The organism is Desulfolutivibrio sp., from assembly GCF_036584575.1.
Lineage (GTDB): Bacteria > Desulfobacterota > Desulfovibrionia > Desulfovibrionales > Desulfovibrionaceae > Desulfolutivibrio.
This window is the reverse complement of the sequence record NZ_JAZHDB010000202.1, coordinates 1-17,849: the sequence shown is the minus strand read 5'-3', so window position 1 is coordinate 17,849 and position 17,849 is coordinate 1. Positions and strand designations below refer to the sequence as shown.

21 protein-coding genes are annotated in these 17,849 nt (G+C 61.8%); 15 read left to right on the top strand and 6 right to left on the bottom strand.

From position 1 onward, the window contains the following. Positions 1-102 precede the first annotated feature (102 nt). From V3572_RS14585 to V3572_RS14555, 7 genes are read left to right on the top strand one after another with little or no spacing between them, the layout of a single operon-like run. On the top strand, positions 103-1,410 hold the full coding sequence (locus tag V3572_RS14585; protein ID WP_332111748.1) for an ABC transporter substrate-binding protein: 1,308 nt from the start codon (positions 103-105) through the stop codon (positions 1,408-1,410). Further along, a complete protein-coding gene (locus V3572_RS14580) occupies positions 1,382-3,373 on the top strand; it encodes an ATP-binding protein (protein WP_332111773.1) in 1,992 nt (663 codons plus the stop codon). The genes V3572_RS14585 and V3572_RS14580 overlap by 29 nt, the downstream gene beginning before the upstream one ends. Positions 3,374-3,389: 16 nt before the next feature. Then, positions 3,390-4,145: a response regulator gene (locus tag V3572_RS14575; RefSeq protein ID WP_332111747.1), complete on the top strand. Its 756-nt coding sequence runs from the start codon at positions 3,390-3,392 to the stop codon at positions 4,143-4,145. Further along, positions 4,142-4,717, top strand: coding sequence for a TlpA family protein disulfide reductase (locus V3572_RS14570; RefSeq protein ID WP_332111746.1), 576 nt, complete (start codon positions 4,142-4,144; stop codon positions 4,715-4,717). The genes V3572_RS14575 and V3572_RS14570 overlap by 4 nt, the downstream gene beginning before the upstream one ends. Continuing rightward, positions 4,714-6,477 (top strand): rhodanese-like domain-containing protein, encoded by a 1,764-nt coding sequence (locus V3572_RS14565; protein ID WP_332111745.1) that lies wholly within the window; start codon positions 4,714-4,716, stop codon positions 6,475-6,477. The genes V3572_RS14570 and V3572_RS14565 overlap by 4 nt, the downstream gene beginning before the upstream one ends. Further along, a complete protein-coding gene (locus V3572_RS14560; protein WP_332111744.1) occupies positions 6,474-6,953 on the top strand; it encodes a MauE/DoxX family redox-associated membrane protein in 480 nt (159 codons plus the stop codon). The genes V3572_RS14565 and V3572_RS14560 overlap by 4 nt, the downstream gene beginning before the upstream one ends. Continuing rightward, a complete protein-coding gene (locus tag V3572_RS14555) occupies positions 6,953-7,279 on the top strand; it encodes a hypothetical protein (protein WP_332111743.1) in 327 nt (108 codons plus the stop codon). The genes V3572_RS14560 and V3572_RS14555 overlap by 1 nt, the downstream gene beginning before the upstream one ends. Before the next feature lie 22 nt (positions 7,280-7,301). Here V3572_RS14555 and V3572_RS14550 read toward each other — a convergent pair whose 3' ends face one another. Next, the gene (locus tag V3572_RS14550) at positions 7,302-7,841 is read right to left on the bottom strand and encodes a TlpA family protein disulfide reductase (RefSeq protein ID WP_332111742.1); all 540 of its coding nucleotides are present in this window, start codon (positions 7,839-7,841) and stop codon (positions 7,302-7,304) included. Between the two features lie 387 nt (positions 7,842-8,228). Between V3572_RS14550 and V3572_RS14545 the strand changes: the two genes are divergently transcribed. Next, a complete protein-coding gene (locus V3572_RS14545) occupies positions 8,229-8,528 on the top strand; it encodes a hypothetical protein (RefSeq protein ID WP_332111741.1) in 300 nt (99 codons plus the stop codon). Positions 8,529-8,584: 56 nt separating this feature from the next. Here V3572_RS14545 and V3572_RS14540 read toward each other — a convergent pair whose 3' ends face one another. Continuing rightward, positions 8,585-8,965: a hypothetical protein gene (locus V3572_RS14540; protein WP_332111740.1), complete on the bottom strand. Its 381-nt coding sequence runs from the start codon at positions 8,963-8,965 to the stop codon at positions 8,585-8,587. Positions 8,966-9,407: 442 nt separating this feature from the next. Here V3572_RS14540 and V3572_RS14535 point away from each other — a divergent pair, with 442 nt between their 5' ends. The 6 genes from V3572_RS14535 to V3572_RS14510 all read left to right on the top strand — a co-directional run bounded on the left by V3572_RS14535 (position 9,408) and on the right by V3572_RS14510 (position 14,241). Beyond that, a complete protein-coding gene (locus V3572_RS14535; protein WP_332111739.1) occupies positions 9,408-9,686 on the top strand; it encodes a hypothetical protein in 279 nt (92 codons plus the stop codon). Between the two features lie 36 nt (positions 9,687-9,722). Continuing rightward, complete coding sequence (locus tag V3572_RS14530) at positions 9,723-9,974, top strand: hypothetical protein (RefSeq protein ID WP_332111738.1); 252 nt, start codon at positions 9,723-9,725, stop codon at positions 9,972-9,974. Positions 9,975-10,068: 94 nt separating this feature from the next. Next, positions 10,069-11,163, top strand: a complete 1,095-nt coding sequence (locus V3572_RS14525; RefSeq protein ID WP_332111737.1) for an acyltransferase — start codon at positions 10,069-10,071, stop codon at positions 11,161-11,163. A 473-nt stretch (positions 11,164-11,636) separates the two neighbouring features. Continuing rightward, on the top strand, positions 11,637-12,050 hold the full coding sequence (locus V3572_RS14520; protein WP_332111736.1) for a response regulator: 414 nt from the start codon (positions 11,637-11,639) through the stop codon (positions 12,048-12,050). Positions 12,051-12,299: 249 nt separating this feature from the next. Continuing rightward, a complete protein-coding gene (locus V3572_RS14515) occupies positions 12,300-13,067 on the top strand; it encodes an ABC transporter ATP-binding protein (RefSeq protein WP_332111735.1) in 768 nt (255 codons plus the stop codon). A 16-nt stretch (positions 13,068-13,083) separates the two neighbouring features. Beyond that, positions 13,084-14,241, top strand: coding sequence for a SufB/SufD family protein (locus tag V3572_RS14510; protein WP_332111734.1), 1,158 nt, complete (start codon positions 13,084-13,086; stop codon positions 14,239-14,241). A gap of 91 nt (positions 14,242-14,332) precedes the next feature. On the opposite strand, the gene V3572_RS14505 is transcribed toward V3572_RS14510, so the two are convergent. From V3572_RS14505 to V3572_RS14490, 4 genes are read right to left on the bottom strand one after another with little or no spacing between them, the layout of a single operon-like run. Then, the gene (locus V3572_RS14505; protein WP_332111733.1) at positions 14,333-14,815 is read right to left on the bottom strand and encodes a hypothetical protein; all 483 of its coding nucleotides are present in this window, start codon (positions 14,813-14,815) and stop codon (positions 14,333-14,335) included. A 13-nt stretch (positions 14,816-14,828) separates the two neighbouring features. Then, positions 14,829-15,635, bottom strand: coding sequence for a DnaJ domain-containing protein (locus V3572_RS14500; protein WP_332111732.1), 807 nt, complete (start codon positions 15,633-15,635; stop codon positions 14,829-14,831). Further along, positions 15,625-16,191 (bottom strand): YkgJ family cysteine cluster protein, encoded by a 567-nt coding sequence (locus tag V3572_RS14495; RefSeq protein ID WP_332111731.1) that lies wholly within the window; start codon positions 16,189-16,191, stop codon positions 15,625-15,627. The genes V3572_RS14500 and V3572_RS14495 overlap by 11 nt, the downstream gene beginning before the upstream one ends. Positions 16,192-16,200: 9 nt before the next feature. Next, entirely contained in the window at positions 16,201-16,614 is a 414-nt protein-coding gene (locus V3572_RS14490; RefSeq protein WP_332111730.1) for a CoA-binding protein, read from the bottom strand. A gap of 88 nt (positions 16,615-16,702) precedes the next feature. Here V3572_RS14490 and mqnC point away from each other — a divergent pair, with 88 nt between their 5' ends. After that, a complete protein-coding gene (gene mqnC, locus V3572_RS14485; RefSeq protein WP_332111729.1) occupies positions 16,703-17,767 on the top strand; it encodes a cyclic dehypoxanthinyl futalosine synthase in 1,065 nt (354 codons plus the stop codon). The last annotated feature ends 82 nt before the right edge of the window (positions 17,768-17,849 follow it).

Below are 17,849 nucleotides of genomic sequence, written 5' to 3'. Positions count from 1 at the left end.
GAGAGTCGGAATACCTTGACGCCCCGCCCCCGTATGTTACCTTTGTGAAAAATAACGCGACACCGCCCCGCCTGTTCACAAACCGCCTGCAAGGAGCGCGAGGTGAGCCTCAGTCCACGATGTACGATCGTATGGGTTCTTGTCCTCCTGGCGTTTTCCCTCACCTCCTGTGAAAAAGACTCCGCCCGGGACGCCTCGGGTCTCATCACCCCCGGGGTCACCGACAACACCATCCTCGTCGGCTCCTCCCTGCCGCTCTCCGGCCACGCCAGCTACCTGGGCCTGCAAACCCTGTACGGGGCCATGAGCTACATCAATTACGTCAACGCCACGGGCGGCGTCCATGGCCGCACCATCGAGGTCAAGGCCTTAGACGACCAGTACGACCCGGCCAAGTGCGTCACCAACACCCAAAAGCTCATTGTCGAGGATAACGTCTTCGCCCTTTTCTGCTACGTGGGCACGCCCACGACGCTCAAAATCATCCCGCTCATCGATGAGGCCAAGGTGCCCCTGCTGGGCATCTTCACCGGCGCCAACGCGCTTCGCGAGCCCTTCAACCGCCAGATCATCAACGTCCGCGCCTCCTATTACCAGGAAACCAAGGCCGCCGTGCAGCATCTCGTGGACGACCTGGGCATCAAGCGCATCGCCGTCTTCTACCAGTACGACACCTACGGCTTCGACGGCCTCAAGGGCACGGAGCTGGCGCTCAAGGACTACGGCCTGGCCCCCGTGGCCCGGGGCACCTACGCCCGGGGCACCATGGAGGTGGAGGAGGGCTTAAACCGCATCCTGGAGGCCAACCCCGAGGCCGTGGTCATGATCGGCACCTACGGTCCCTGCGCCCGGTTCATCAAGCTGGCCGAGGAGCGGGGAGCCAATCCGGTCTTCTACGCCGTGTCGTTCGTAGGCGCGGACGAGATCGCCCGCATTCTGGGGCCGGAAAACACGGGCGAGGTGATCATGTCCCAGGTGGTGCCGCCGCCGGATCTGCCCGAGACGCGCACGCTTTTATGGGGCGTGGTGGAATATTCGGACATGCTCAAGAAATACTATCCCAAGGAAATGCCCAACACCGTGGGCCTGGAGGCCTACATCAACGCCAAGGTGCTGGTGGAGGGGCTGCGCCGGGCCGGCCGCGACCTGACCCGGAGCCATTTCATCGACGCCATCGAATCCATCCGCGACTATTCCGTGGGCATCGCCAACACCATTTCGTTCAGTCCGGAAAAGCATCAGGGGTTGGAGCGGGTGTATTTCAACAAGCTCGAAAACGGGAAATTCGCGCTCATCACCGATTGGACCAAAATACGAATCCATCGACCCGAGGTCAGGGAAGCGCAGCCTGAATCCGTCGAAGGGACGCCGCGTGGTGAAAATGAAGCCGTTCCGGCACGTCAGCCTTAAGATCAAGATCTTTCTGAGCACCCTTGGCGTGGTGCTCCTGATCAGCGTGACCATCGCCATGCTGGCCAGATGGATATTGGTCTCAAGCCTCACCCGCGAGCTGGAGTTGCGCGGCGTGGCCATCGCCCAGAGCATCGCCGAGGGCGGCAGCGGCTATGTGCTGGACCAGGACACCCCCAACCTGGTCAGCCTGATCTTCGACGCGGCCCAGCTCGGCGAACGCAAGATCCTCATCTCCTACATCTACATCGTGGACATGGACGGCAACGTCCTGGCCAACACCTTCATCAAGCCCTTTCCCCGGGATCTCCTGTCCGTCAACATCCTGCCGCCGGACAAGGACCAGGCCGTGACGCTCATTCAGGTGGACGGGGAGCAGGCCTACGACATCGCCGTGCCCATCAAGGAGGGCATCTACACCCTGGGCTCGGTGCATGTGGGCCTGAACAAGAACCACATCGACAACCTGGTGGGCAAGCTGCGCTTCACCTTCCTGGGGTTCATTTCGGCCATCGTGGTCATCATTTTTCTCATCGCCCTGCGCCTGTCCAACTACATCACCCAGCCCGTCACCCGCCTGACGCGCATCTCCGACGAGATCAGCCGGGGCAACCTGGATTTCCCCATGGCCCTGCTCGACGCTCAGGGCCGCGAACCCCGGGATTGTCCGGCCTACAACAACACCGACCTGCCGTGCTGGCATTTCGACCAGAACCTGATGGCCGAATCCGAGGCCACGGCGGAGAACGTGCGCACCTGTAAGGAGTGCGTGTTCTATAAAAAGCGCAAGGGCGACGAGGTGGACCAGTTGGCCGACTCCTTCAACAACATGATCTGGTCCATCAAGCTCTACCGCCGCAGGCTGCGGGAATCCGAGGAAAAATACCGTTCTCTTTTCGACAGCAACCCCGATCCGGTCTTCGTGGTGGATTTGAACAAAAAGCGCATCCTGGACGCCAACCCCCGGGCCGAAGAGGTTTACGGCTATACCAAGCCCGAGCTCCTGGGCCGTCCCATCGCCGACCTGGAGCCGCCCGACGGCATGACCGGCGTCTGCCGTTTCCTGAACATGCCCCAGGCCGGGGAATGCATCCTTTTCCCCAAGGTGCGGCACATCAAAAAGGGCGGCGTCCCGTTTTTCGTCAACCTGCACGCCTGCCGCACCCATTACCGGGGCAAGGAGGCGGTGATTTTCTCCACCACGGACATCACGGACATGGTGGAAAAGGACGCCCAGCTCATCCAGGCCAGCAAGATGAAGACCCTGGGCGAAATGAGCGCGGGCATCGCCCATGAACTCAACCAGCCCTTAAACGCCATCAAGATGGGCAGCGATTTTCTAAGCCTCATGGTGGGCCAGAAACGGGACATCCCCAAGGAACACCTGGGCCGGGTGGTGGGGGAGATCAGCGTCCAGGTGGACCGGGCCGCAGCCATCATCAACCATCTGCGGGAGTTCGGCCGCAAGTCGGACCTCAAAACGGAAAAGGTGGACATCAACATCCCCATCCGGGGCGTGTTCACCATCATCGGCCAACAGCTGGCCCTGCAAAACATCGACGTGACCCTGGATTTGTGCGATTCTCTCCCCCAGATTCACGCCCATTCCAACCGGCTCGAGCAGGTGTTTTTCAATCTGGTGACCAACGCCCGCGACGCCGTGAACATGCGTCGGGACACCGCTGAAAACGGGGGCGGGCCCCGGGAGATATCCATTCGCTCCTGGCTTGAGAACGACCGGGTGGCCGTGACCGTCTCCGATACCGGCTGCGGCATTACGCCACAGGATCTCCAGAAGATTTTCGAGCCGTTTTTCACGACAAAAACCATGGGGCACGGCATGGGGCTCGGACTGTCCATCTCCTACGGCATCGTCAAGGATTACGGGGGCGATATTGAGGTGGGCAGCGAACCCGGGGAAGGCACCACCTTCAAACTGACGTTTCCCCTGACGGACAACTGAAAAAGAGGATGCACAGATGCGACGGATTTTGGTCATTGACGACGAAAAGCCGACCCTGTCCATGTTTTCGCTCTATCTTGAGGCCTACGGCTTCGAGCCGCTGACGGCCGAGACAGGGGAGCGGGGGCTGGAAATCTTTCGCGAACACCATCCCTCCATCGTGCTGACGGACATCAAGATGCCGGGCATGGGCGGGCTGGCGGTGCTCAAACAGATCAAGGAGGAGAGCCCGGACACCGAGGTCATCGTCATCACCGGCCATGGCGACATCGATCTGGCGCTTAAGGCCTTAAACCTCAACGCCACGGATTTCATCGACAAGCCCATTCGCCAGGAGGCCCTGGAATCGGCCTTGCGCCGGGCCGAGGAGCGGCTGGCCTCCCTGCGCGACAAAGATCAGGAGATTGCCGTACGCGAGGTGGGCGACGTGGTCGCCATCGACATCCGGGGCAACCTCACCTCGCGTTCCGAACCGTACCTGGTCAAAGCCTACAAGGAGGCCTCCGGGCCCCAGGGGACACGCCCGCTGCTTTTGCATTTCGAACAAAGCGCCTCCATAAACGGGGCTGGGATCGCGGTGCTGACCCAGCTTCTCCTGGAAAGCGACAAACTCGGGCAGCCCGTGGCCATCTCCGGACCCTCGGAGAATTTCACCAAGGTTTTCGAGATCGTGGGCATCACCAAGTTCGTGGACATCTTCGAGACCGAGGAGGCGGCCGTGGTCATGCTGCAAGGCAAGGGTAGCGGCTCGACGACAGAGGGAGCGCAATGACCGGGCGCTTTAAGATCGGGGTGCGGCGCCCCTGGGCCGTGGCGGTGCTGTGGGGCGCGTTGACCGTCTTGTGGGCAGGCGTGGCCGGGGCCGAATTGCCCGGAGCGGGAGATACGTTGCCGACGTTTTCCCTGCCGTCGCCGGGGGCGGCCGAGGATCGGGCCGCCCTGGGGCTGGGGGACGCGGCGACCTTTGGCGTGGCCGATGTGGATGCCCAGTGCGTCATCTTCGAGGTCATCGGCGTGTACTGCGTGGAATGCCACAAGCAGGCCCCGATTTTCAGCAGGCTGCATGCCCGGCTGGCCAAGGACGGGAATCTGGCCGGGCGGGTGAAGATGCTGGCCATGGCCGCCGGGGCCACGGACAAGGAAGTGGACTATCTGCGCAAAAAAGGGGCCTATCCCTTTGTCGTGGTCAATGATCCCGATTTTGTCGCCCATAAGATTCTTGGCGAACCCAAAACCCCCTTCACCATGGTCGTGACCCGGGAGGGCAAGGTGGTTTTCGCCCACCTGGGCGTGATTGCGGACACGGGCCCCATGTACCGCGAGATCGAGAAACAGTGTCGATGAGCAGGGAAGCGGAGGGCGCGGCACAACCCCTTTTTTGCCGGGACGCGGACGCCGATCCCTCAGGAACCATCGCCCGCCGCCTGTTTCAGCTCCAGACCCTCAATGAGGCCTCCTTTGAATTGAGCCGCCAGTCCTGCCCGGGGGACATCGCGGATTCGTTTCTTTTGACGGCCATGGGGGCGCTTGGCGCGGTGCAGGGATTCGTTTTGGTCATAAGCGCCGCCGGGGTCAGGCGCGTCCTTTCCGTCCGGGGCTTTCCCGAGGCCGAGACGGAAGGCCTGCGGGGCGATCCCGGACGGATCATGCAAACCTACTGTTCGGCCGTCAAACCGGGGCAGCCCGTCCCCCCGTCGCGCCCGCACATCCTTTTTGCCGGAAAACGGTCCGATCTGACGCTTTTTCCTGTCGGCACGGCGATACTGGTCAAATGGGTCGTGGACGATGAATGCGGCTTTGTGGGGCTGGGGGCGAAGCTCAAGGACGCCTATACCGGCGATGACCGCGATTTTCTCATCTCCCTGACCGCAACCTTCCAGCATTTTTTCGGGCGGACCTGTTTTATCGAGGAGATACATCGTCTCAACGAGGAACTGCAAACCGGAAACCGGGAGTTGCAGGACTCCCTGGCCGCCTCGCGCCGTCTGGGAACCGAGCTTGACCGCCGCATCTACCATCTGAAGTCCGTCAACGACACGGTCAATGAATTGAGCGGCCTGCTGGATTCCGGCGAACTCATGCAGCGTTTTCTGCTCCTGTCCATGGGCGCGGTGAGTGCGGCCCGGGGATATCTGGCGCTTTTTTCCCAACCCGGCGATCAGAAACGGCTGGTCTGCCGGGGGATGGCGGAGTCGTCCCTGGCCGAGGCCGATGGGGCGCGCCTCAGCCGATTGGTGACCAGGATGCTTTTTTCCGGCCCCCAGGGGGCCGGAAGCGTCGGCCTGCGCCGGGGTCTGGTCGAGGAGGGAGCGGTGTTGGCCGACGCCGGTCTGCCGCCGGACATGCCCGGGGTCTGGTTCGTGGTGGACGGGGTCCGGTTCGGGTTTCTGGGGCTGGGAGAACGCCTGGCGGCCACGGCTTTCGATCCCCTGGAATGCGATTTTTTGCTGACGGCCACCGGGGCGTTTACGATTTTTTTGCGCAATGCCGGGCTCCACGAGGAGAAAAACCGCCTGATCGACAACCTGGCCTCCCAAAACCGGGAACTTCAGGAAACCCTGGACTGCCTGACGCGCTCCCGGCAGGAGGTGGACGTTCTCAAGGCGGCCAAGCAGCGGATCACGGAGCTTGTGCGCTGCGAGATGGACCGGGTGGGCCGGGTATCGCTTACGGACTTCGTGCTCATCCTGTGCGTCTCCCTGGCCATCGGCATCCTGTTCAATTCCGCCAATCCAAGCGGCGTCAGCCTGATGCCGCCCGGTTGGGGCCGACCCGCCATCCAGGCCGTGGATCCCTCCCTGGCCCGGGCGAGACTCGATCAGGGCGGGGCGATCATCGTGGACGCCAGGCCCCGGGAGTTTTTCGAGCTAAAACACATCCCGGGGGCGGTGAACCTTCCCCTGTCCCTGTTCGACTTCGTGTACGGCATGGAAATGGCCGACATGGACCCCGCCAGGGAGGTGGTGGTGTATGGGGGCAACATCAGCCGCCGCTATGACGATGACGTGGCCGCGCTGTTGATCGAACGGGGGCACGGCGACGTGAAACTGTTGTCCGGCGGCCTCGAGGCCTGGGAAAAACGCGGATTTCCGGTCACGCCATGAGCGCATTTGACAGACAAAACCTGTGCCGCCTGCATGCCTGGCTGGCCCTGGCCTTCCGGCTCTACATCGGCGGCCTGTTCATCTATGCCAGCATCTACAAGATTAATTATCCCGCCGAGTTTGCCGAGACCATCGCCTCCTACCAACTCGTGCCCTCTTTTTTGGTCAACATCACGGCCGTGGTGCTGCCCTGGATCGAGCTCATCACCGGAACCCTGCTTCTGGCCGGGATTCGTCCCCGGGCCGCCACGGCCATCCTGGGCGGACTGCTGGTCCTTTTCACCCTGGCCATCGCCTGGGTGCTTGTTCAGGGCGTGCCTATCGGATGCGGCTGCTTTCACACCATCGAGGATCCCATTTCCTGGAAGACCCTGGTCCGTGATCTGGGCTGGCTGGCCATGACCGCGTACATCTTCACGCATGACCGGCTCTTTCACCTCGAAGAACAGTTCATGATGAAAATCAAGGAATTGTGATGCGATCCTTTTGCCTGCCATGGATCCTGCTCCTGATCCTGATGACGGTCGCCTGCGGCCGGTCATCGCCCGTGTCCGGGAACTATGAGGCGTCTTATGGGGAGAGCGGCCGCGACAAAACCATTGTCTTGGAATTGCGCGAGGGAGGCCAGGGCTCCTGGACGGCGGATGGGGAGAGCATCGCCTTCAAGTGGGACGTGCGCGACGGGGAGGTCTTGTTGCACACCAAGGCCGGGGGCGTGATTCGGGCCGTGGCCAGGGGAGAGGTGTTGACCACGGATCTGCCGGGGGTGGGAAAGCTGGTTTTTCGCCGTCAGGGGCCATGAGATCGGCCATCCCGTGGTCCGTTCACGGCGCCCGGGGGGCCAGGAAATGGTCGAAGAGGGTCCGCAGTTCCTCTTCGCTGTGCGCCCCTTGCAGACGATACACCACCTGCCCGTTTTGAATGAAGACCAGCATGGGGATGGGGTTGAAGCCGTAGTGCTCGACCCCGGCCTCGCCGACCCAGTAGACCGGAAACTCCACGCCGAACCTGTTCACCATGGGCTGCATGGCCTGGGCTCCGGCAAAATCCACGCTCACCCCGTACAGCGCCAGCCCCTGGCCGTGGTAGTGTTTGTGGAGTTTCACCAAATGGGGCAATTCCGCTTTGCATGGGCCGCACCAGGAGGCCATGGCCACCAGCACGCCGCGATCCGTCTGGGCGATGAGCGTGTCCAGGTCGCGCAAAGGCACGGCGGTCACGGTGGACGGCGGTCCGGCCAGGGCAGGGGGGGCGGCGGCGAGGATGGCGTAGACAAGCCCGCAGAAAAGAAGTGTCGCCGCCACGGCCCGGATACGCGCCGGGTGGTGACGCCAAGCGTCGCGACGATGCAGGGATAAAATCATGGACGTGTCTTCGTCCGTCAGGCTTTGGTCATTGGTTCGAACGTGCTGGGCGTTCCCCAGACGCATTGGCCAAAACGGCCGAACGGCATCCGCAGACGGTCGCTGGCAAACCGTACCATTCTCCCAAGGCCTGGGCAATGGAACACTGCTGGCACGGAAAACACGGATACGTGGGACCGCCGTGGGTTTGACCATCCCGGGCGTGCCGGTTGCGGGGCTGAAAAAAGCGGCGGCCTTCCGTGAGAAGAAACTATTCTTTTCAATATATTGGCTATTGGTTGTGAACGGGCGCAACCTCTTGTAAGATAGGGTGACGCCAAAGAGGCAGCCCCGCCAATGTCCGGCACATTCGTTTGGAGGGCGTGGGCCGTTTTACCCGTCATGAAAATGAAAACATCACGCGGCATCCTGGGCGACATGTGCCTGTGGGTTTCCATCCTGGTCATTTACGGCCTTTTGGGATACAGGATATATGTCATGTATTCCGAAGGGATCTGGCTGGACTGGACCGTGGGCGAGGCTGTCCCCGATTCCATGGTCATGGTCGTCATCGGCATGCGGCCGTCGATCCTGAAAACCATGGTGATCTGGCTTTTGTCGCAGGATGTCCTTTTGTACATGCTGCCGTTTCCGATCATTCTGGCCATTTTGGACCGCTGGCCGGGAGGGGATGACCGGGATGCGTGACGCGCGGCGGGACCGTGCGGGTTTGATCGTGCGTATTGGTTTGGAGAGAGCAGGGATCAAGAGGTATCGCCGTGATTCGAGTTTTTTGTGCGGTTGTTCTGGCTGTCGTGGGCGTTATGCACGGTAGCGTTGCTCTTGCCGGGGAAAGGGTCGAGACGACGGCCATCCCGATAACCGTTTTCCTGGATCAAGGCAGTCGGGCCTTTTGCGCCGAGTTGCGGTCGACGCCGGGAGATCGGATGTTTGTGGCGTGCGACGACACCACGAGCAAAAAGGTGATGGAAGAGCTGTTCGCCTTGGGAAAAAAGGGAGAGGCCTGCACGGTGGTCGGCGAGGTCGTCGGCCGTGCCGGGGATGTCGACCGTCTGGTGGTCAGCCAACTCCGCCCCGCCGCCAAGGGGAATCCCTAGCGCCACGTTCCGCAAATAAGTACGCATGAGAGTGAAGTCATGGCGGCCAGAAGACCGCAGAAACCCAGAGCTTCCAGCCCGCTGCAATATATGCGTATTTGTGGAACGCCACGCGAGTGAGGCGTCCCGTAAGGAATACGCCGGTATTATTTGCAAAAAAATAAGTGTTTCATGTTGTTGCTTTTACTATTCAGAGACGCCGATGTCGAGGACACGGCATGTCTCTCCCCTCCGGGCACGGCCTGGGGCGTCGTGCCGAAAGCGCCGAAAGCGCCTGAACCGTATGACGCGGATCGCGTTGTTCCCGCGCCAATTCGCGCTACCGCCCGGAATGGACGCCACATGATCCGCCTGCCGGGGGATGGCGAGCCGCCACGGTCGGAGGCGGCGTGTTTCGGGTTCAGATTATGCTCCGGCCATCCCCCGGGGAGTGTCCGCCGGAGGGAAACTGCGCCAAATGGAGGTGCGTATGGATTCCATGAAGGCCATTTTGCCGGACATGATCAACGCCCGGGTGGAAGATCTTTTCAATGCACAGCTTTCCGATGAAGAGGTCCTGGCCCACATGGCGGACATGCAGCGCAAGGTCGAGCATCTGCTGGAACTTGCCTCCGAAGAAAACCGGGAGGCGTCGGCGCTCTTGTTGCAAGAGTTGATCGAACTGTCGCATCGCGTCCGGCGAAGCTATGTGGACATGTCCTACCGCCAGGGACTGCGCGACGGCTTCCAGATGCAAACGGACCTGTAAGCCGCGTGACGCCCCGGCCGACACGGGATGTGGAGCATGAAACCTCAACCGGTGGGACGTCGTCCTCCCCGTTTCGAGAGAGCTATGGCCGCCAAGGATCTCCAAGAGGTCGAACATTGCGTCTATATGATCGATCTGGTCATTCGGGAAATCGTCAATTCCCCGAAGATCGCGGATAAACAGTACGCCATGGACAAGATCGTGGACAGTTTTCGGGATATCCTGCGTCATGAAGGATATGCCGTCACCTCCCCGGCCCTGAAGAAAAAACTCGTCTATCATGAATGATGGCGACCTGGGCCCGCCGCGCACATCGGCTCCCGGCCCCATGGTCCGTCCTTCCCCCAGCCCTGATCCCCATTCCTCCAAAGGAGAACACCGTTTGAACACGGCCAGACAGACTACCTGGGCCCTTGGACCGGCCCAAGGCCCCATTGACGGGGACGTTTCCAAACGCATCGACGTGCTGCGCTTGATCCTTATCGCCCTGGTCGTCATCGGCCACGGCTACCGTGTCCTCGTCGCCCTGGTGCCCGATCAGGGCCCAGGCATGCGCGTTGTCCTGGACATCTTCAACAACAACGTCACCCATGCCGCCATACCGCTGTTTTTCGGCATCTCCGGCTATCTGTTTTTGCGAAAATTCGATCTTTCCTTTGACGCCTATGTCTCCATGTGCCGTAAAAAGCTCTTTTCCATTCTGGTTCCCTACATCCTTTTCAATCTGATCTGGATTTTGTGGCTCTACTTCGTGGGCAGCATCGAGATGTTCGGCTCCAAGACCTTTCTTTTGCAAGAGGGGATTATCACCAAGCTGTTGGGGGTCGGCACGGTTCCGGTCAACTATCCCCTCTGGTTCCTTCGGGATCTGCTGATCGTGTTTATCCTAAGTCCTGTCCTGCTGGTGTTTTACAAGGAAGCCCCCCTGATCGGCGTGATCACCTTTTTTGCCTTGTGGGCTCTCCTGGCCCAGGAAACCTCATATTCGCTTTTTGGGAACATGTTTGCGTTCTACGTTGGGGGACTTGTGTCCCGGTACGATGTCAACCTTCGTGATTCCGGCCCTCTGGACAAATATGTTTTTCCAGGATTTCTGGTCTCAACGGCGATCCTCATTTTTCATGCGGAACTTGGCATGAAGCATGATATCTATATGCTGTTTTTTAAATGCAACATGCTTTTTGGCGTTGTCTTTTTCTGGTGTCTTTCCCGGTATTCCTTTATGAAAAACAGCAAGCTCTTGCATATCGGAGCCACCTATAGTTTTTTCATTTATCTGACGCATGAACCGACCCTCTCCTGGCTTCAGACAAATATCCTGTCCGTCTATCAACCGCGCGACAGCCTGTCCCAAATCGTCTATTTTTTTGGGTCCGGCATCGCGACCATGCTGCTGCTGGGCACTATTGGAGCGATCCTGTCCCGCATCATCCCCGGGGTGTATGCCGTGGCCACGGGCGCCCGTAGGCGGCGCTGACACGAACCCCGGGCGATGTTCGTCGCGGGAGGCGTTCGTTATGGAATCCGATACGTTCATTTCATAAAAGCCGGAGTATTTTATCGTGTTTTTTTTGGGATTCGTGTATGCGAATTCCCGGGGCGCGTCGCGTCGCCGGGCCCGATTTCGGTCGAAGATGGTGAGGCTCATAGTGGCCAAGGTCTGCCGTGAGGAAGAGGAAGGAACGCGAACGGTTTGTTCTTTTCCAGTAAATACGCTCCAATTTTTCAGGAAATCGCGTCGGCGGCCTCCCTTCTTGTCCCCGTCACACCATAATGCAATTTCGTTGCCTCCTCTTGGCGGGCCTGCACGCGACGGCTGCGAAGGCGGAGACTGGATGACACGTTGGACGGCATGATTCATGCTGTTAGATAATTTCTCGGGAGAGGCCTGAATACGCGGATCTTTCATCAGGAGGCCAGACCCTCGAGAACCTTTTTAAGGATGATGACATGTTGACCTATGTGGCGAGTTCCGAACAATGCTGCACCCGGAATCTACGCATTCTCGTGGTGGAGGATGATCCCAACCACCGTAAGCTGGCCCGGCAGGTTTTGGAGGACAGCGGCCATGAGGTGCTCTCCGCCGCCGACGGCGAAGAGGCCTTGGCCCTTTTGCTCATCCGCGACTTCGATGTGGTGGTCCTGGATATGCGCATGCCCGGCATGGACGGGCGGGAATTCATCCGCCGGGTTCGCACCTGCGGCCGGGAGTTTGCCGACATCCCCATCATCGTCATGACCGGCTACGGCATCAGCCAGCACCGGGAGCTTTTTCAACGCTACGACATCCGCGACTTTCTGGACAAGCCCTACGACTGCGACAATCTCCTGGACCGAGTGGGAAATTACCAGGCCCGGGCGTGAAGATCCGTCCCGGCCGTGACGCCTTTCAGTCGGGTTGACGGGCTTGTTTTCCATTTCCCAGGAAATGACTCTGATTTTTTCAGGCGCGGCGGACGTTCGGTCAGGGGAGTGGCCTGCTGCGGCCCGAACCCCTTTCCCCCGAGGGCCGGGCGTATGGACTTTGACTGCGAAGTTCCGTAAACATTTCAGTTTGCACGCCGCACGGACGATATCGTCCCGGCGGGACATGGAGAGCCAGCGAGGACGCACATGCTCATCATCGAAGACCTGCACGTGAAGATCGGCGAACGCGAGGTGCTCAAGGGCATCAACCTGGAAATCGCCGACAACGAGACCTTCATCTTGTTCGGCCCCAACGGGTCCGGAAAAACCACCCTGCTCATGACGCTCATGGGCTTTGGCAACTACGAGATCACCAAGGGACGCATCCTGTTCCGCGATACGGACATCACCCACGCCGCCATTTATGACCGGGCCAAGCTGGGCATCGGCATGTCCTTCCAGCGGCCGCCCACCATCCACGGCTTGAAAACCCGCCACCTGGTGTCCATGTGCGGCCAGGGCCGCGAGGTTCCGGTGGAGGAGCTGGCCCGGCGGGTGAACATGGAGACCTTCCTGGACCGGGACATCAATTCCGGGTTCTCCGGCGGCGAGATCAAGCGTTCGGAACTGTTGCAGCTCATGGCCCAGCAGCCCCATCTGCTGCTTTTCGATGAGCCGGAATCGGGCGTGGACCTGGAGAACATGAAGCTCATCGGCACCACCGTGCGCGAGCTTTTGACCGGCGCGGCCGCCCCCCAGCCGGACAAGAGCATGAAGGAGCTCAAGGAGCTCAAGGCCCGCCGCCGCACCTCGGGGCTGATCATCACCCATACCGGCTACATCCTGGAATACATCAACGCCGACCGGGGCCAGGTGCTCTACGACGGCCATCTGTGCTGCGAGGCCAATCCCCGGGATATCCTGGACCACATCAGCAAGTACGGCTACCAGGAATGCGTGCGCTGCCTGAAATAAGACGCGGAGTCCGATCATGAAAGACCTAAATCTCGACGCCTTCACCTTTAGCGGCATGAACCGGGGGGAGATTCCCGATCTGACCTCCCTGGACGCCGCCGACAAGACCGAGATGCTCATGTCCGGCGTGGACGTGAGCGGCAAGGGCCGCAGCGGCACCTACCTGCAGATCGACCACGGCAAGGTGCACTGCCGGGCCACCCAGCCCGGGGTGGAGATCCTGGACATCAAGGAGGCCCTGGCCAAGTACGACGGCCTGCCGGGCTACTTCTGGACCCAGGTGGACAAGGACAAGGACGAATACACCCGGGCCGCGGCCGAGAACCTGCACGGCGGCTATTTCATCCGCACCGAGAAAGGGGCCAAGATCGTCGATCCGGTCCAGTCGTGTCTGTTTCTCAAAGGCGACATGGTGGGCCAAAACGTCCACAACGTGGTCATCGTGGAGGAAGACTCGGAACTGCACATCATCACCGGCTGTTCCGTGGCCCACGGCTCCAAGGGCGCGGCGCACCTGGGCATCTCCGAATTTTTCGTGAAAAAAAACGCCAAGCTGACCTTCACCATGATCCACAACTGGGCCGAAACCACGGTGGTGAGGCCGCGTACCGGCGGCATCGTGGAGGAAGGTGGCGTTTTTCTTAATAACTACGTGCTGTTAAAACCGGTCCACGACCTGCAAAGCTACCCCGCCATCACCCTGGCCGGACGCGGGGCCGTGGCCCGCTTCAATTCGGTCATCGTGGCCCCGACGGGCTCCAAGGTGGATTCGGGCAGCAAGATTCTCTTAAACGCCCCCGACACCCGGGGCGAGATCATCTCCCGGACCATCGCCTCCGGCGGAACCATCATCGCCCGGGGCTACATCGGCGGGCACAGCGTCCCGGCCAGGGGCCACCTGGAGTGCAAGGGGCTGATCCTGGGCGGCGGGATCATCCACGCCATTCCCGAGCTTTTGGGCGCCCGCGACGGCGTGGAGCTGTCCCACGAGGCCGCCGTGGGCAAGATCGCCCAGGAGGAGATCGAATACCTCATGGCCCGGGGCATGGACGAGGAGGAGGCCACCTCCACCATCGTGCGGGGATTCCTCAATGTGGACATCATGGGCCTGCCTGCGGAACTCAAGGAGGTCATCGACCGGACCATCCAGGAGACCGAGAAGGACATGTTCTAGGCTGCCGCCTATCTTCATGAAAAGACGCGGGGCGTCCGGAAATGACTTCCGGACGCCCCGCGTCTTTGCGCCAGGGCGGTTGGGCCGCGCCCTATTTTTCGATCTCGAAATAGTCCGCCAAGTCGATGCCCGGGAACTCGAACAAAAGCGGCGTGCAGGTTCCGCTTTGGATGACCCGCAACACGCAGGGCAGGGCGGCCCCGGGCCGGATGCCGTACTTCTCCAGGAACCGGGGGCCGGGAGGCCAACCGTTGACCAGGGTCATGGTCTGGACCTTTCCCGCCAGATGGCTGCCTTGGGGCGGCAGGGGGCCTACGGGCGCAAAGGCGTAGGTCACGGTCAGGCCCGGATAGGGCGGGGTGGGGACATCCTTGTCCGGCGCGGCCGGAGTCACGGCCAGAATGGTGGCTGTGCCGGGGTGGTCGGCGTAGGTGCAGGGGCCGCCCACCCGAATGCCCATGGGTTCCGGTTTCCCTTTTGCCGGGGGCGGTGAGGCGTTGGATGCGGCAAAAGTCGGCGAGGCCGACAGCATGGCGGCCGTCAGGGCGACGGCGGCGACAAGGGTGCGCTTCATGGGGTATCCTTTCCTATTTCGAGACGATGCGCAGGTACAAATCCCCTTTCCAGGGGCCGAAGCGGCGGCCCATGCCGCGAAGCCGCAGGGGACGCCCCGGGAGGTAGTCCCCGGGCAGGGTCACCTCCACGGTGGTGGGCTTGGGGGTGAAGACGCCGTGGCGGATGCCCACCCGGATGCGGGCGCCGGGCATGAGGCTGGCCCCGGGTACGGTTACGGTCTGCTCGTCGTCGAGTTGCGAAAAGAACCAGGATTTGATGTTGCCCCACAGCCCCTTGGTCAGGTCCAGGGAAAAGGCCCGCTCTCCCCACTTGAAGGTCAGCTCTTTTTTCCCCAGCGGGGTCACGCCCCGCCCGGCGCTGCGCACCTGGCGGTAGATGTCCTGGAACACCTGGCGGGCGAAGGGATCCTTGAGCAGGTCTTGCAGCACCTCCTCACGCCGGAAATAGAATCCGGTCTGGGCGCCGGCGCTTCCGGCCGCCCGGCGGTAGGCCTCCTGGCCCCGGTGATTTTGGAAGCCGGGGCTTGGGCCCGTGGCCCCGCCCGGACGCGACTCGGGGCCGGGGTCGAAGCGTTGCCCCCTGGCCTGGGGGCCGTCGCCGCCTGGCGGCGGGGGGGAATCCTCGGGACGCTCCTGGTGGGCGTGTTTGACCAGGAGATAGGCCTCGTTGAGCTTTTGGAACTTGCGTTTGGCGGAAGGGTCGTCGGGGTTTAAGTCCGGATGCAGGGCAAAGGCCTGCCTGCGGTAGGCGGACTTGATCTCCTCGATATCCGCCCGGGGGCTTATGCCCAGGATGCGGTAGCCTTCGTCAAGCCGCATGGGGGGCGGTTCCCGTGGGTTGCGTGGCCGGGTCGGGGTGCGCGTCGGTGTCCGAATCGTTCATTACCAGGGCCTCGGGGGTGTCGGCCTCGCGGTGTTTGCCGCTGTTCTCAGTCTCCGGACCCGGGGCGTCGGGATCGCACGGCCCCGAAGAGCGGCAGATGCCCTGTTCCCGCAAATAGGCCAGGCCTTGGCGGGCGAACTCCGCATGGGGCACGTCCGGGGCGATGCCGGGACAGAAGTCCTGGGCCATCTCCCAACTGATGGCGTCGATCAGGTTGCCCCGGAAAAAGGGCCAGGCCCGGCAGATGTCGGGCCTGGCCGGATGCACGCCGCATCCCGCCCCTTCCCGAAAATACAGGCAATAGCCGTCGGAACGGCTTTTTATGCGGTACTTGCCGCACACCTGTTGTACAGCCTGGGCCAAAAAGACCTCGCGGGAGAGACCAAGGTGGGCGCAAAGCCGGACAATGTCGGCCTCGGCCAGCACGATCCCCCCCTCGCCCTGGCAGCAATGGCCGCACAGGCGGCAGGTGAAGGCCGATTTTTCAGACATGTGGTTGCCTTACGCCAGAAGTCTTTGGTGTTCAACCATGAGGCAACGATCCTCAACCACGGTGATCGGCCGTCCGGCCAGGATGGCCCGGGCCTCGGGGCTGGCGATCCCCGACTGCATCCAGAAAATTTTGGGCGAAACCGCCAGGGCCGCGACCTCCCGGGCATGGGCCGGGCAGTGCTCCGGGGCCCGGAACAGGTCCACGATGTCGATTGCGCCGGGAACGTCGGCCAGGGACGGATAGGCGATAAGCCCCCAGACGGTTTTCCGCACGGGATGCACGGGATAGACCGTCAGCCCGGCCCGGAGCAGATACCGGCCCACGCCGTCCACCGGGGAACCGGGCCGGTCCTTGGCCCCGACCACGGCCACGCAACGGCATTGACGCAAAAGGGCGCGCAGGGCGCTGTCATCTTGAAGCATGGGTTCGCCTTGGGTTTTCGTTCCGGAAAAAAAGGTGTATCCGCCGGGAAACGCCGCCGCGCCTTTTGCGCGGCAAAAGGACGCTTCCATGCCACACTCTGCGCTCCAATCCACGCCCCAGGCCGCGCCCGGCCGCCTGGACGCGCGGGCCGCCGCCCGCCTGTGGGAGGAGGCCGACGTCTTCGCCCTGGGCCGCATGGCCGACGACATGCGCCGACGCCTGCACCCGGACCCTGTGGTCACCTACATCGTGGACCGCAACATCAACTACACCAATATCTGCGCTTGCGGGTGCCGGTTCTGCGCCTTTTTTACGGCCCCGGGCCAGCCCGGCGGCTACGTGCTTTCCCGGGAGGAACTGGCGGCCAAGGTCCGCGAGACCGTGGAGCTTGGCGGCTACCAGATTCTCCTCCAGGGCGGCATGCATCCGGACCTGGACCTGTCGTTTTACACCGGCCTTTTGGCCTTCCTGAAGTCGTCCTTTCCCCAGGTGGCCATCCATGGCTTCTCGCCCCCAGAGATCGTCTATTGGGCCAAAAAAGAAAAGAAATCCATAGCCTGGATCATCGGCGAACTCAAGGCGGCCGGGCTCGATTCCATCCCCGGCGGCGGCGCGGAGATCCTCGTGGACGCCGTGCGTTCCAAGGTTTCGCCCAACAAGTGTCCGGCAGGCGAATGGCTGGAGGTCATGGCCACGGCCCACGGCCTGGGGCTGCGCACCACGGCCACCATGATGTTCGGCATGGGCGAGACCATCGAAGACCGTATCGAGCACCTGGAGAAAATCCGGGCGCTTCAGGACGAAACCTCAGGGTTTACGGCGTTCATCCCCTGGACCTTCCAGCCCGCCAACACCAATCTATCCGCGCCGGAGCTGTCCTCCTGGGAATACCTCCGTTTCCTGGCCTTAAGCCGCCTTTTCTTGGACAACATCCCGAACATCCAGGCCTCCTGGGTCACCCAGGGCCCCAAAATCGGCCAGCTGGCCCTTTTTTGGGGGGCCAACGACTTCGGCTCCACCATGATCGAGGAAAATGTGGTGGCCGCCGCCGGGGTCAGCTTCCGGCTGCCCGAGGACGAACTGCGGCGGCTGGTGCGCACGGCCGGGTTCACCCCCATGCGTCGCAACATGGACTACAGCCCCCGGGATTGAGAAGGGGGGGCCTGCGGCGGCCAGGGAGGAGCCGACGATGAACGTGGCCGAGGTCGCCTGCTTCTCCCCGTTCAGCCAGCTG

Excerpts from the sequence above, each read along its gene's own strand:
- V3572_RS14580 (WP_332111773.1), top strand. The coding sequence starts at position 1,382 with ATGAAGCCGTTCCGGCACGTCAGCCTTAAGATCAAGATCTTTCTGAGC.
- V3572_RS14575 (WP_332111747.1), top strand. The coding sequence starts at position 3,390 with ATGCGACGGATTTTGGTCATTGACGACGAAAAGCCGACCCTGTCCATG.
- V3572_RS14570 (WP_332111746.1), top strand. The coding sequence starts at position 4,142 with ATGACCGGGCGCTTTAAGATCGGGGTGCGGCGCCCCTGGGCCGTGGCG.
- V3572_RS14565 (WP_332111745.1), top strand. The coding sequence starts at position 4,714 with ATGAGCAGGGAAGCGGAGGGCGCGGCACAACCCCTTTTTTGCCGGGAC.
- V3572_RS14560 (WP_332111744.1), top strand. The coding sequence starts at position 6,474 with ATGAGCGCATTTGACAGACAAAACCTGTGCCGCCTGCATGCCTGGCTG.
- V3572_RS14555 (WP_332111743.1), top strand. The coding sequence starts at position 6,953 with ATGCGATCCTTTTGCCTGCCATGGATCCTGCTCCTGATCCTGATGACG.
- V3572_RS14550 (WP_332111742.1), bottom strand. The coding sequence starts at position 7,841 with ATGATTTTATCCCTGCATCGTCGCGACGCTTGGCGTCACCACCCGGCG.
- V3572_RS14545 (WP_332111741.1), top strand. The coding sequence starts at position 8,229 with ATGAAAACATCACGCGGCATCCTGGGCGACATGTGCCTGTGGGTTTCC.
- V3572_RS14540 (WP_332111740.1), bottom strand. The coding sequence starts at position 8,965 with ATGCGTACTTATTTGCGGAACGTGGCGCTAGGGATTCCCCTTGGCGGC.
- V3572_RS14535 (WP_332111739.1), top strand. The coding sequence starts at position 9,408 with ATGGATTCCATGAAGGCCATTTTGCCGGACATGATCAACGCCCGGGTG.
- V3572_RS14530 (WP_332111738.1), top strand. The coding sequence starts at position 9,723 with ATGAAACCTCAACCGGTGGGACGTCGTCCTCCCCGTTTCGAGAGAGCT.
- V3572_RS14520 (WP_332111736.1), top strand. The coding sequence starts at position 11,637 with ATGTTGACCTATGTGGCGAGTTCCGAACAATGCTGCACCCGGAATCTA.
- V3572_RS14515 (WP_332111735.1), top strand. The coding sequence starts at position 12,300 with ATGCTCATCATCGAAGACCTGCACGTGAAGATCGGCGAACGCGAGGTG.
- V3572_RS14510 (WP_332111734.1), top strand. The coding sequence starts at position 13,084 with ATGAAAGACCTAAATCTCGACGCCTTCACCTTTAGCGGCATGAACCGG.
- V3572_RS14505 (WP_332111733.1), bottom strand. The coding sequence starts at position 14,815 with ATGAAGCGCACCCTTGTCGCCGCCGTCGCCCTGACGGCCGCCATGCTG.
- V3572_RS14500 (WP_332111732.1), bottom strand. The coding sequence starts at position 15,635 with ATGCGGCTTGACGAAGGCTACCGCATCCTGGGCATAAGCCCCCGGGCG.
- V3572_RS14495 (WP_332111731.1), bottom strand. The coding sequence starts at position 16,191 with ATGTCTGAAAAATCGGCCTTCACCTGCCGCCTGTGCGGCCATTGCTGC.
- V3572_RS14490 (WP_332111730.1), bottom strand. The coding sequence starts at position 16,614 with ATGCTTCAAGATGACAGCGCCCTGCGCGCCCTTTTGCGTCAATGCCGT.
- mqnC (WP_332111729.1), top strand. The coding sequence starts at position 16,703 with ATGCCACACTCTGCGCTCCAATCCACGCCCCAGGCCGCGCCCGGCCGC.